The sequence below is a fragment of the Paenibacillus aurantius genome (assembly GCF_032268605.1).
Lineage (GTDB): Bacteria > Bacillota > Bacilli > Paenibacillales > NBRC-103111 > Paenibacillus_AO > Paenibacillus_AO aurantius.
The window spans coordinates 5,341,080-5,354,174 of record NZ_CP130318.1; the positions used below are offsets into that span (position 1 = coordinate 5,341,080).

The following is a 13,095-nucleotide window of genomic DNA, read 5'->3' on the forward strand; positions in this document are numbered from 1 at the left end:
CCTTCGCCGCATCGTTCTTTAGCGGCAGTTCAATTGCTCGATCAGGGGGCGGATCGGTTCGGGCTTTCGGCTATTTAGGGATTCGATCGCCTGCATAATCATTAAAGTGGAATACAATCCGTCGATATGATTGACCGGAGGCTCCGTTTCCTGCTGCAAGCATTGAAGCAGGGCTTTGTTTTCCTCGAGCATTCCGGCTTCCGTGCTCCGGAAGACGACCGGTTCTTCGTCCGCCGCGTTGTAGGTCAGCGTCGTAAGACGATCCGACAAGGTCACCGACTTGCCCTCGGCGAAAATTTGCATATAAAATTTGCTCGTATACGACGGAGTGTTGGCATCGCCTACGATCAAATTGCCGGCCACGCCATTATCGAAGCGGTAAACCGCGGATATGTTGTCCGGAAGACCGTTCGCCTGGTAATAGTGGCCGCCTGTTGCGTAAGTTTCGACAGGGTCGCCGCCGGCTACAAACCGAAGAATGTCAGTGGCATGGCATCCTTGCGACAAGATGTTGCCGCCGCCTTTGATCGGATCGTTCGCCCAAATATGATCTCCCCACCGGTTATCCATCAACTGCATCGATACCATAACCGGATTCGGAATAAGCTCTTTCGCTTTCAGAACCATTTCGTGAAAACGCAATTTGAAAGCAGCCATCAGCTTTTTACCCGATTGATTCACCGCGTCCCCCACTCGAACGCACTCTTCCGCCGTTAAGGCCAACGGTTTCTCGACCATCACGTGCTTGCCGGACAGCAGGGCCCGGATACTGTATTCCGCATGCGTGTCGTGCAGAGTGGTCACGTAGATGACATCAAGGGAATCGTCGGCAAAAAACCGGTCGATATCACTCGTTGCATATTCGCCTCCGTATTGTTCCAGAAGCGATAGGGCATTCTCCTCGAAAATGTCGCAGTAGGCCACCATATCGAAACCGTCGAGCTGCTTCACACACTCGGTGTGAACTTTCCCCACGCTTCCACAGCCGATCACACCGGCTCTAAATGTACGCAATGTATTCTCTCCCTCGTCCTGCAGTTTATCTAGTGTTGCTGGCATCGAACAGCTTCTCCCCAAGCAGCCTGGCGTCAGAAGCTTTGGATCTGTGCCATCCAAGGATTGTGGCTGCGGTTGTGATGAGGAGCATACTGCCAATCGCTCACGCGGATTCCTTCGCCAGTCGAAAGGAAATGACGGGTGGGAGCATAAACGACTCCAGCCAACTCGCCATCGGATACTTCCACTTCCAAATCGACGGGGCTATCAAAGACAAGCGTGCATTCTCCCATGCGGAGCGTACGAGCGCCGATAATGGCCAACATCCGCTCGCCGTTATCGGCCAAGACCGCTTCCGCCTTCATTTCCAAGCCGGCTATCCGGAACGGATCGTTATCGGCGAACAAGAGACGGGCGCCGCCAGCAAAGCGGACGGTGTTTCCCTCTGCCGATACTTCGCCGGGTTTGCCGGTCAGCGCGAATAGAAAGGCACCGCTCTTCACCCGTGAAGGGTATTCCAAACGCCAACGCCGGTAACGCGGAAACCGGCCAAACCGGATGTCCTGCTCGCCGGCATTTCCATTCAGGCCGTAAATATAGCTCGGATGCCAGGACGGCTCCTCGATCTGTACCGCGCAGTCCTGCCTATCGTTCAATATGGTTACGTAAATCTCGCCTTTCTCCTCATCGGTCAAGCCCTTGTCGCCGTCTTTAATACCGGCGATCAGATTGGCCTGCCCGCCCGTCAGCCGGTATTGGCCGGCCCCCCATTCCGTGACGGAGCCGGAGCAGTGCAAATGCGTCGCAAAGCGCAGCAGCTGCTCGCCCTCAAACGAATCGGAGATCACCATCGTTCCGCTCTGCAGGTCCACGACCAGAATCCGCTCCGCATGATTCACCTGGTGCTTCGGATGCAGTTCGTCCGTCAGGACGGCATGAGCGTAGAGGAACCGATCGGTTATCAGGAGGCGGCGGATATAAGAGCTCTTCTCCGGCCCGACATTCCCGCTCAGGTACTGCCCTTGCGTATAGATGCCGCCATCCTCGAAGCACATCGTATTGCTTAGCGAGCTGTCCTGACCATAGGACGAGATATCCACGAGAACCGGACTGCCGTCCACGTTAAGCTGGAGACTCCCCAGGGAAGGAACGAACTCGCGATTGTGCGGCATGATCCGGAAGCTGACGGAGCGCCCTGCCTTTAGGCCGGCGCTGAGTGAGCCGGTAATGGCCGATTGGCCTTCGGAAGCGAATGTAATCATGCCGATATCCTTCGCGAAAAAGGGCGCGTGCGGAAACGGCGCCGGGCTTGCCGAAGTCCGCGGCGCGTACAGGAGATCGAATAGCGTCAAGGCGACATCGCCGGCCGTTCTACGTTCCTGCTCGACAAAGGTCTCGTAGATGGACGAGATATCCGGTGTCGGATGGAAGCGGTTCAGGTAGGCCGCCAGATGACGATGCTCCTTCGTCCGCAAGCCACGCTGCAGCTCCTGGCTGTTAGGAGCGTTGAAGCAAGCGAGCATGGCATGGCCGAGACGGTCCAGGAAAGGACTGTCGCTAAGCTCGGGGCGATGCCCGCCAAAGGTGTGCGCGGCCGCCAAATAACGAACCAAATGGTACGGAAAATAGGTGACCCACACGTTCTTTCCGTCCAACGGGTATAGACGCAGGCTGTCGCAAAACAGCCCATGGAAGAAGGGCAAAATTTTGCGGGCCAAGGGAAGATCATCGTAAAACGCCATGCAGGCGATCGCCGTGCCGTTCCAGGTGCCAAGCGAATGCGGCTCCGGTGACGGACAGCCCATATACGCCCGCTGCAGCACGGTGAAATCGAATATTTTCTGCAGATAGGTGCCGACTTTGTCTTTAATGACGGCCTGCTCGTTACTATCGAATAATTCCCGGCACCAATCCCAGGCGAGGGCGGTCATGTACAGCTTCAGGGAAATTCCGCGGTCGTTGTCTCCTCCCATTACCAGTGGATCCGCTTTGCCGGACCAGGTGGGAAGAGAGCATACCTCCAGAACCCTCCGTTTGATCATTTGGCCGATCTCTTGGTCTTCTGTAAGCAGATGCGCCAAGCAAATAAGATCGAAATCGACCTCGCCCGCCGATCCGTCCTTCCGGATCCGATCGCATATCCGATCGAATTCCGGACGGCCGATCAGCTGCTCCCGCAGGCGATCGGCATCCTCCGCATTCAAATATAGGCGGGGCCGGCTCTGCTCGGCAGGAAGAAGCTCGCGCCAGGAGCGGTCGTCCTTGCGGATCTCGAGGAACCGGATTCGCTGCCAGTCGATGCGGTCGCGATCCCGTTCGACGAACTCCAGCTTGATTTCCGTCTCGCCTTCTGTTGCTTCAATGCCGAATTCCGCTCTTAACCGGCTGTTCGCAACCTCTTCCGGCCCCGGCATATCGAACCACAATCCGCCTACCAGCCGGCCGTTCACATAGGTTCGGGCCATCGGCATGGCCATGACATTGCTTAGGTGGTCCAAATCCCACGGGCCGACGGACTCCAGCCGGCCATCGGGAACCTGGACCATAGGGACTGCCGCCGTATTCATGTCGAACGCGCCATCCTTCGTTTCCAGCCGGAAGTGATAGAGACCGGGCGGCAGGGCGGCTCTCAGCACCAGGCGATGCGGTTCGACCTTGATGTCCGATAGATAACCGGTGACGTCGCGCCATTCCATGGGATCATACCGGTTAGGCGCCGGCTGCAAATAAGCGACGAGATCGTTATTCATCATAAGCCTTCTCCTTTCCCTCTTCCCGATCTCCGATGGCATAAGGAACATAGCCCCACATCACCGAAAAATCCTTCCAAGGGAAGAAAGGAGGAATCGGGGTAAAGGGTTCCTTCAACAAAGGCAGCTCCGCGGTGTTCAACCCGTCGATCTCGACGATCGGATGCTCGACGCGGCGGCCGTTAATCGTCGCATAGCGCGGCGATAGGCCGCCGGGACTCCAGGAAGTCTCCAGCTCCAGCGCGGGTCTGGTACGGCCGGCTGGACGCCGGTAGCGCGCCCGGCGTGTCGTCCAGTAATAGTCGGTGAACCGGGCGGCCCCAAGCTCTTCCGCGAAAGCAGTTAAGGAAGAATAGTCGGAGATTCCGGCGTGTTCGGCGACGAATCCGCTCGAGAGGAGCCGCATTTCATCGCGCGAGAAGCATCTCGGTTCCCCGTTGTACAATTGGATGCGGATGTATTTGTACTTCCCGTTGGACTCTAGAGAAATCTTGACCGGGTCAGGCAGTCGGGTATAGGCCATCGGACGGAAGGCGGCAAGCATTCTTCCGGAGCGGCAGGCGATCCATTGGCCCTGCTCGACGGTTCCGGACCATTCCTTCCTTGGAACCCCGCCCACGATCAGCTCCTCCACGTCACCACCGTGCGTCGATAAGATGATCAGCTCGCTTACATCCGTCAGCGGCTTCATCGCCGCCTCTCCATCCAATACCGGATGGGTCAGCACCATGGCCGTGGATTCGGATTGCATGGTAAACGTGTTGGCATAGGAAGCCAGGTTATCCACTTCGCCGGCATTCGGGTAGACCCGGTCGCCGTCCATGGCATGTGCTGTCGTTCCGGGCACTTCTCCGTTTAGGACAAGCTTGGTAAACACCGTGCCGATATCCCGAAAGGACTGAACGTGCTCACGCCGTTTATAGGTGACGAAGTAGCTTTGGTTCTGCGCGATGCTCCCAAAAGGCGTGCTGGAGGTGCCCAAGGCGAAGTCCGGAAACAGGACCGTCTCGATCCGGCCCGAACGGGCGAGGAAATCGGTGTCGGCACTAGCTCCCAGCTCGCAAGTGGCCACCGCCTTGAACGGGTAGGACTTGGAGGTGAACATGGCATAAGCTTCGTCTGGAATATGATAGCGGCCGCCGGCAAACCAGCTGAACTGGGCAGCGTTGAACGGCACATCCCCCATATGATGGAGAACGAGATCCTGCGGCAGATCGAACAAGGCCATCGGCGAAGGATGGACCCGTTCACCCAGGCAGAACCACAGCAAGCTCGAGACACCACTGGCATGTGCGACGCAATCCACCGTATAGGCCCGGGAATAAGGCCCCGCCAACACGCCCATCTCCGGATGGAACCGCGCCGCAAGATCGAGCCATAAGCGTTGTTCGATGCCAAGGGCCAAGCTTCGGGCTTCCTCATCATGCGCATGCTCGGCGATTTCGCTTAAAGCGCGGATGGTCAACCCTGCATAAGTAGGCGAGTTGAACTCGCTGTTGATACCGTTTCTAACCAGCGACGCCTTGAACTGCCGTAAGTTCCACAATCCATACTCCACGGCTTCCTGGCATCCGAGCAGTTCCCCGCCCAAGATCAGCCCCATCGTGGCCTTGGCGGGCATGTTGTCGTTATAGCCGTGAAACTGATAGTCGGGCTGCCGGTTTCCCGGCTTAAAGGAAAAGCCTTCCCGCACCAAGCGTTCAAGCTTTTGGCGAACCTCCGCCGACATTTTATCGCGATGGCCGACCAGCAGGCTGGTGGCTAGATTGGTCTCGAAGATCCCGAAGGGGACTTCGCCGTATTCCGGTACTTCTCCCCTTAGGACAATGGCGTCGGCCCAGGAAGATTCCCCCGCAGCATAAAGCAATTCCGCCAGCCAAAATCGTTCTCTTGTATCCGCCGGCAAGCTGTCCGCGATCCACTCTCCTTCGCTGTCATACCAGCCGCGAGCGGCTTCTGCAGCCTTGGCGGCGAATCGGTTCACTCTATCCGCAAACCCGTCCGGGTTCTCCTTGCATTTGTCCGTAACCATTGGTTGTCCCTCCCTAGCGTTATCCCTTCACTGAACCCATGGTGGCCCCTTCCACAATCCACCTCTGGCAGATAATGAACACGATAAGAGAAGGAATCATCGTAATCACAACACCGGAGAACAGCGTCACCCAGTCATTCGTATACTGCATCCGCATGTTCGCCTGGTAGATATTCACGCCGATCGTATATTTGCTCGAGTCGCTCAGATAGATGAACGGCTGCAGGAAGGTGTTATACAGACCGAGGAATTTGAAGATGGCCACCGTAATAACGCCGGGCATCGCGAGCGGCATAATAATGCGCGAGAATATTTTAAAAAGAGAAGCGCCGTCGATCTTCGCGCTTTCTTCCAGTTCCATAGGCAGCGATTGCATGAACCCGCCAAGCAGCATGAGAAAGAAGACATTTTCCCCCAGGACGTCCAGGATGATGAGTCCGGTAAGGCTGTTGGTCAAATGCAGATCACGCATAAGGATATACTGGGGGATGAGGGCGTTGATGCCCGGCAAAAACAGGGACAGCATAATTAGGCTCCAAATGAGCTTCCGCCCTCTAAAATTCATACGGGTGAGGGCATACGCATTCAAAGAGGTAAGGAATGTGCCGATTACCAGACTCGCGCCCACATAATACAGCGTATTAAGCAAGGTGGTCCCAAGTTTAAATCTCTCCCAAGCCGAGAGATAATTGCCCCAGTTCAGCGTTTCCGGAAGCGTCCAAACGTTCTGGAAGAACTCCTGATTCGTTTTCAACGATTCGTATATGACCCAAACAACCGGGAACAAGATGGACAGCGACCAGGCGGCGAGAACAACCCACCAGATCAAATCGAAAGCCGTGCGATGTTCTTTCATGCTCTACCACCTTCTAATATTCGTATTCGCGGTTAGGCAGCAGCTTGTCTACCGCCAGTTTCGCGCCAACCAGAATGACGAACAGGAACATGCCGATGGCAGAAGCATATCCGTAACTTCGAACCTGTTCCCCGAAAGCCATATTGAACATATACAATCCGATCACATCGGTGGACCCTGCCGGACCTCCGCGGGTCAAGATCAGAACCATATCCAAAGTTTTTAAAGTTCCCAGAACGAGAAAGATAGCGCTCACGCGGATGATCGGAGTCATGAGGGGAAGCGTAATGCGGAACAGCCGCGTCATATTTCCGGCTCCCTCCAGAATGGCACTTTCGTACAAGGATTTCGGAATCGTGGTCATCGCGTTAACGAAGATAACGACATACAGGCCGACCCCCGCCCACACGGATGGAGGAACGAGTGCCGTGAGTGCCGTGCGGGCATCTCCCAGCCAGTAGTAGCCTTGCATATCGATTCCGATGAGCTTAAGCAGAGCATTCAGCAGACCGAAGCTGCCGTCGTAGATGAACGCCCATAGCAAGGAGACCACAACGGTTGACAATACATTAGGGAAGAAGAACAGTACTTTCAATAAGGACGTTCCTTTATACCCCTTGTTGGTCAGCAAATAGGCTAGAAGCACGGAGATGGCCAGGATGAAAAATGGCACAGTCGCCATGAAAAACAGATTATGGAGGAGTGCTCTCCAAACATATTTATCTTGGAACATGTTGACGTAGTTCTGTAACCCAATAAACTTAGGCTTGGTAATGCCGTTCCATTTCAGCAGAGAATAGTAGACGGACATTAAATTCGGATACAAGCCAAATAGCAGGTAACCGCCGAAGGTAGGCACGATAGCAATCAGAAGAAAGACCGTCTTCTGGAAGCTGGCTTTCTGCAGCTGCTGACTAAGCTTCGGACGAGCGGAGGTCAAGGTTGACGAATTCTTAGTCAATAGACGCGCTCCTTTCTTGATAGGGAATATGATCTTGGGTGATATAAAAGGGAGGCGCTAACCTCCCTTTTACAAAGGCCCACTATTTTTTCTGTGCCTCAATGGCTTTTTTCAGCAAGGCTTCGGCTTCCTGCAGCTTCGGCAGCGGCTCCTGCTTGCCGGTGGCGATTTGCGCGATCGACTCGGACATGAGCTTAAGCGATTGCTCGTAAGCCTCATCTGTCAACACCGTGTCGGAGTAACCCGAGTCAACCTTTACCTTGTTATTTTTCAGATAGTCCAGGAAAGCGCTAGGCACGCTTTGCAGCTTCGCCATACGAGCCTGATCTTCCGAGAAGTCCGCCCGCAGCGGAAGCATCCCGCCTTTTTCCGCAATCTGTGCCTGCACATCCAGACTCCACAGCCAAACAATGAATTCCTTGGCCCATTTCTTGTTGAGGTCCGGCTTCTTCGCCCAGATCAGGAATCCCGAACCGGGCGTGAATTGCACCCATTTGGTATTGCTTTCCGACTCTCCGAACGGCACGGTCATAAAGCCCCATTTGAAGCCTTGCGGCGTGGAAGCCTTCATCTCGTTCTCCACCCACGTGCCTGTCGATACCATAGCCGCTTTTCCTTGCAGAACTTGCATTTGGGATTGCGTATGGTTTAGCGCGGCCAAGCCGGATGGGAAATAGCCTTTCTTGCCCATCTCATAGATCCGGTTCCAGCGTTCCACATTTTCCGGAGCGAGATAATACGGCAGCTTGAAATTGCGGTAATTATCCTGTACCTGCTTCAAATTTCCCTTGGCTTCGGCCAGCTCGTATAATTTGGCGGTGCCGAACCCATTATTGATATAATCCGGGTACATTCCGGGGAAAGTAATCGGGATGGCGCCGGAGGCTTTAATCGTTTCGCAGAGCTGCAGGAACTCGCTCCACGTCTTGGGCGCCTGGTTCCAGCCTTTTTCCTCGAACAGCGTCTTATTGTACATCAGGCCGGAGCCGCTGCCCGCAATCGGGAAGGAATAGACTTTCCCAAGTGTATGCTGCGTGGATTCGAAAGTGCCGGAGAAAGCCAGTTCCTTTAAGGTTTTCCCTTTACCATCACTAGCTTTACGATCCCAGAGATCATCTTGGGGCTCCAGCATACCGCTCTCGGCGTAGCTTGTGATTCCCCCGGGTATGCTTCCGGAGAATAGATCGAACATGTCCTCATTATCGTTTGCTGCGATTTTGGTTTGCGTGATTTGACTGATGTTCGGAGAAGAGTTCACGTCAATCGAGACGTTCGGGTATTTCTCCTTAAAGGTTTTGACCGCATAATCGAACCATTCCCGGCCCATGCCGCCCTCGAAATTGCCGATCTTCAGCGTTACCTTCTGGTCTTTCGGCAAGCCGTTCTCATATACATCAGATTTTGCCCCAGGCGTCCCGGAGGCCTCGGTATCACTGGACGGCTTCGAACTGCTGCAAGCCGTAATAGACGAGGTAATAAGGGTAAGGACACATGCAAGTGTAGCCGCTTTCAAAGGAGCTTTCATTTGGGTACAACCTCCTCGATTAATATAAAATGACCAGCCGTTACGTTACTTCCCTTTACGTTACTTTACTTTACGCTACTTCCCCTTACATAGCCTTTCCTTCCTCAATAACTCCTGCTGCACCCCCTCGAAATGGTAAAAACTGATGTACAAATTAAATTATTAACCATCATATGTACTGCATCTGCCGTAAAACTGATTTACTTTACGTTGTCATTCTAAAGGCTTTTACTCCATCAGTCAACAAATAAATTACGCAATGGTAAATCACGGAAGGCGCAGCTGTATTTTGAACACAACAAAAAAAGGAGAAAGCAAGTTCCTTTCTCCTTTTCTATAACTGCTCCCGTATTTTCTCGCACAACTCGTCCTCGTCTATGAGATTAGACCAATACTTTTTCAATAGTTTACCGAGCAAATGGAACGACTGGGCGGATAGGTTTAACTTGCTGCGCGTTTGGTAAGAAGCCATGATTTCGCGATACAAAGCATACCGCGGCGGCCGGTTAATCGGATCCGGTTCTTCGATTGGCGATTCATTCAGGGATCGGACGGCGGGAATACTGACCGTCCCTTGGCGGACAATCTGCTGCGCCCTGGACGATCCCAAGTAGTCGACCAACAAGCGGGCCGCCCCATTTTCTTGGTCCGTTCGGCGAAGGGAAGCACCGATGGCATGCAGCATCGTGCAGGGGTCGTGCAGGAACGGGGCGGGCGAAATGTCATAATCCAGCGTCGATTCCTTGAACTCATTGAGCGACATATAGCTGGCCAGCATCATGGACACGTTGCCTTGACGAAATAAATCCATGATGTCTTTGTTATCTTCGACCAGGAACCCTACATAATTGTCCTGTGTCGTGATAACACGTTTGGACAATTGGATGCCCTCCAGAAGCTTGCTGCCGGCAATGTCATACTTGCCGTTCCGATCGGGCTTGAAGTCCTCGCCGCTTTGCATAAGAAAGACGGGCCACCGCAGGGAAGATACCATAATGAAATAAAGGCCATGCCGTCCTTTTACCCGGGAGAGCGTCGCGGCGTGCTTCAGCGCGTCTTCCCATGTCCAGCTTCCGTCCGGTTCGGGTACGTTCATTTCGCGAAAATGGGCGCGGTTATAAGCGAGGACAATCGGCGAGAAGACGATAGGCTTGGCGAAGTATTCCTTGTCATGGCAGAACACGTCGTTCAGAAAAGGGTATATTTCACGATCCGCTTCCATCGGCTCCACCAGTTCCAGCGCTCCCGATTCCGCCAGCTCCTGAAAATGCAGGCTGTTCAACGTAAAAGCATCAATCAGGCCGCTCTCCAAATAATTCTTGATCTGGCTTGCGTATTCGGACCGGGTGATCGTTACGGTTTTGACGTGTACATGGGGATGCAAAGTGCCGAAATCTTCTAGTAACTTGGCCAATACAATGTCGTCTTCGATGGAAGAACTGACGCCAAGCTTAACGACAGCGGATTGGCTCCCTTTCTCCGTGACTTTGCTTCCCACCCGATTGATCTTAACGATCAAACCCTCGGCCACCAGCTCGTCAAGGGCTTTTCGAACGGATTTGTTGCTTAGCCCGTACTGCTTGACGAAAGCCGTCTCGGAAGGAAGAAACTCGCCGGGCTTATACGTGCCGATCAGGATATCGTTTCGCAGCCGTTCGATCATATGCTGCAATTTGGAACGGAACTTACCCCGGCCCGATTTATGGTCGAAGTCCATACGTGGCCCTACCTTTCCTGGATACCGATTTGTAACGATTTGGAATAGTTGTATTGCCTTTTTAGACTCCAACTAAAAATATATAGGAAATATGCATGACTGTAAAGCAATCTGCTGTACAATGATGGAGAAGGGAGAAGCGGCGGTGCTCCAGTAATTCCTTCCGTCCCTTGTACTTTTCTTTAAAATCCCAAGAAAAATACAGCAGGAATCGGAGCAACTCACGGAGTGCCCCGGACAATGGTAACGTTATTCGCTTTATTGTTTATTCGTGTATACAGCCCACTAAAATTTTAATGGGGCGGTAGCGAATGTAACCATTTTACTGGAGATCATTCTACCTCCCAGTGGTTTTACCCTTTCAGCGGACTTATGGATATCCCGCTAATCCTCGAGTCTCCTCAACGGATAGCGGTTCTTTATATAGCTCATTCACCTGCCACATGCCGCTTTGCTTTATCTTCTGGACCGGAGAGGAAAGGCCCAGCCAGGAACCGGACGGTCCACATTCCGTACAGCAGGATACCGTGGAAATGAGCCGGGATTCCAAATAGAGGCGTTCTTCTTTCTCCGCCACTTCCAACAAGGCGAAGGAAAAGCTGCTTTGAATGTATTCACTTACTTTTGATTCTATATGCTGCTGGTAGACACCATCAACAAAATGCCCATTTCGTGCCTTACTCTCTCTTGTCGTAAGATCAAGCTCCCATATTGGGAGGTAAGGATCATTAGCATGATTTAGGAAGCAGCGGCCAACATTCTTCCTGAAGATACTGCGGTCCTTGTTTTGCTGCACAAAATGCTGTTTCAGTCTAGACCGAAGCTGGTTTTTTCCGGTATGTGTTCCGATCCGTACTATCCTTTCTCCACCATGCCCCGACTCACCCTTTTCGAAGACAATGTATATTCCATTCTTAGGGATTTGGGTGTACTCAATTGGAAAATGGAATCTTGACCTAGTACTCACGATTTGATGCAATCGGGAACATTGGTTGTTCATACCCCACCCCGGTAAATGTATTACCATACCGATAGCCTTATTCTATCGTCATTTTCATTGGTTAAATAATGGATATTTTCAAACCGATTCCTTGTTGCATTTTCAAATAGGGTTTCAAGCAATGCTTTGTCCTTACAATAAATATCCACATAAACACAGTCGGTTACCAAACAAACGAGCTCACAATGGCTATTCATAAATTCCTCATAAGTATGAACATCCACTACATTCTTATCTTTAGGAAATGCCTTTAAATTAGCAAAGATAACGAACGTGTCTTTTTCGATAAGCTCTTTAAGGAGTAAACCATCCAGCCCGTGTATCTCGTCAGGGAAAAGTGATTCACCTATTTCATTTTCATTAACCAAATAGGCTTCTTCACTCCCGACATACCAATGAAACGATGTGATTTTCATAGGCTTAAGCATTTCTCCAAGGAAACTTCCATACTCATTGGGTATCTCAAAACGGATTCCTCTTTTCATTTATTCCCACCTTTATTACAAGATATGGCCCCCCCCTGCCCTCAGGTAGCTTTAGCCCGTTTCTTCCGTCATTGCTTTCCCTCCGAACGCTCATAGGAAGCCTTATACAGCCTATTCAGTTCTTCAAACTCATCTTTCGTAAGTCCGTACACATACTCATCATAATGCCTGCCCTGCGTAAAAATCATATCTCGGAGTATCCCTTCTTGGATGAAGCCCAGATGCTCCTGCAAAGCACGAGAGCCTTCGTTGAAGGCATAGACATGAGCATTCGCCTTACGATACCGCAATTCTTGAAAGTAATAATGAAGCAAAATCCTAATGGCCTCGGAAGCGTATCCTCTTCGCCAATGACTTCGAAAGACAGCGACTCCGTATTTAAAAGTGCCATTACGCCTATCACAATGGTTTGCCGTTATACTGCCTACAAGAGTCCCCTCTAAGGTTTCAACGGCAAGAAAGATATTATCTCCTTCCACCCCCATGGAAGAAGTACGTTCGGCCCAAGCCTTCGTTCCTTCTTCAGACCGCGGAAAATGAAGAGAGTCACAAAGTCTAGCTCCCTCTGAGTCTTGGTCATTCTCATGAAAGGCTCGCCAATCCGTTGGCTGGACAGGACGTAGTCTGACTTTAGTGCCTGACCAAATATTAGTGACCATCGGCATCCCCTCCACTAGCTTTTGTCCCTAGTATAGCAATCTTGTTTGGTTCACCTTCTAAGAAAGCAGTCGTGTCCGCATAAAATCATAACCACTTCTCAAGCTCCAGCTCAT

Annotated in this window: 10 protein-coding genes; all 10 read right to left on the reverse strand. The window is 52.2% G+C overall.

What is annotated here, in order from left to right; genetic code table 11:
• Positions 1–18: 18 nt before the first annotated feature.
• Positions 19–1,014, reverse strand: coding sequence for a Gfo/Idh/MocA family protein (locus tag MJA45_RS24120; RefSeq protein WP_315604445.1), 996 nt, complete (start codon positions 1,012–1,014; stop codon positions 19–21).
• Positions 1,015–1,088: 74 nt separating this feature from the next.
• The gene (locus MJA45_RS24125; RefSeq protein WP_315604446.1) at positions 1,089–3,749 is read right to left on the reverse strand and encodes a hypothetical protein; all 2,661 of its coding nucleotides are present in this window, start codon (positions 3,747–3,749) and stop codon (positions 1,089–1,091) included.
• The gene (locus MJA45_RS24130; protein WP_315604447.1) at positions 3,739–5,778 is read right to left on the reverse strand and encodes a hypothetical protein; all 2,040 of its coding nucleotides are present in this window, start codon (positions 5,776–5,778) and stop codon (positions 3,739–3,741) included. Before MJA45_RS24130 ends, MJA45_RS24125 begins: the two co-directional genes overlap by 11 nt.
• A gap of 19 nt (positions 5,779–5,797) precedes the next feature.
• The gene (locus MJA45_RS24135; RefSeq protein WP_315604448.1) at positions 5,798–6,634 is read right to left on the reverse strand and encodes a carbohydrate ABC transporter permease; all 837 of its coding nucleotides are present in this window, start codon (positions 6,632–6,634) and stop codon (positions 5,798–5,800) included.
• Between the two features lie 13 nt (positions 6,635–6,647).
• A complete protein-coding gene (locus MJA45_RS24140) occupies positions 6,648–7,595 on the reverse strand; it encodes a carbohydrate ABC transporter permease (RefSeq protein WP_315604449.1) in 948 nt (315 codons plus the stop codon).
• Between the two features lie 82 nt (positions 7,596–7,677).
• Positions 7,678–9,120 carry an extracellular solute-binding protein gene (locus tag MJA45_RS24145; protein WP_315604450.1) on the reverse strand — a complete coding sequence of 481 codons (1,443 nt, stop codon included), beginning with the start codon at positions 9,118–9,120 and terminating at the stop codon, positions 7,678–7,680.
• A gap of 334 nt (positions 9,121–9,454) precedes the next feature.
• Complete coding sequence (locus tag MJA45_RS24150) at positions 9,455–10,837, reverse strand: extracellular solute-binding protein (RefSeq protein ID WP_315604451.1); 1,383 nt, start codon at positions 10,835–10,837, stop codon at positions 9,455–9,457.
• Between the two features lie 370 nt (positions 10,838–11,207).
• Positions 11,208–11,816 (reverse strand): GIY-YIG domain-containing protein, encoded by a 609-nt coding sequence (locus tag MJA45_RS24155; protein ID WP_315604452.1) that lies wholly within the window; start codon positions 11,814–11,816, stop codon positions 11,208–11,210.
• Positions 11,817–11,857: 41 nt separating this feature from the next.
• A complete protein-coding gene (locus tag MJA45_RS24160) occupies positions 11,858–12,322 on the reverse strand; it encodes a DUF2691 family protein (protein WP_315604453.1) in 465 nt (154 codons plus the stop codon).
• 68 nt (positions 12,323–12,390) lie between these two features.
• Complete coding sequence (locus MJA45_RS24165) at positions 12,391–12,981, reverse strand: GNAT family N-acetyltransferase (RefSeq protein ID WP_315604454.1); 591 nt, start codon at positions 12,979–12,981, stop codon at positions 12,391–12,393.
• Between the last annotated feature and the right edge of the window lie 114 nt (positions 12,982–13,095).

Excerpts from the sequence above, each read along its gene's own strand:
- MJA45_RS24150 (WP_315604451.1), bottom strand. The coding sequence starts at position 10,837 with ATGGACTTCGACCATAAATCGGGCCGGGGTAAGTTCCGTTCCAAATTG.
- MJA45_RS24135 (WP_315604448.1), bottom strand. The coding sequence starts at position 6,634 with ATGAAAGAACATCGCACGGCTTTCGATTTGATCTGGTGGGTTGTTCTC.
- MJA45_RS24165 (WP_315604454.1), bottom strand. The coding sequence starts at position 12,981 with ATGGTCACTAATATTTGGTCAGGCACTAAAGTCAGACTACGTCCTGTC.
- MJA45_RS24125 (WP_315604446.1), bottom strand. The coding sequence starts at position 3,749 with ATGATGAATAACGATCTCGTCGCTTATTTGCAGCCGGCGCCTAACCGG.
- MJA45_RS24160 (WP_315604453.1), bottom strand. The coding sequence starts at position 12,322 with ATGAAAAGAGGAATCCGTTTTGAGATACCCAATGAGTATGGAAGTTTC.
- MJA45_RS24145 (WP_315604450.1), bottom strand. The coding sequence starts at position 9,120 with ATGAAAGCTCCTTTGAAAGCGGCTACACTTGCATGTGTCCTTACCCTT.
- MJA45_RS24130 (WP_315604447.1), bottom strand. The coding sequence starts at position 5,778 with ATGGTTACGGACAAATGCAAGGAGAACCCGGACGGGTTTGCGGATAGA.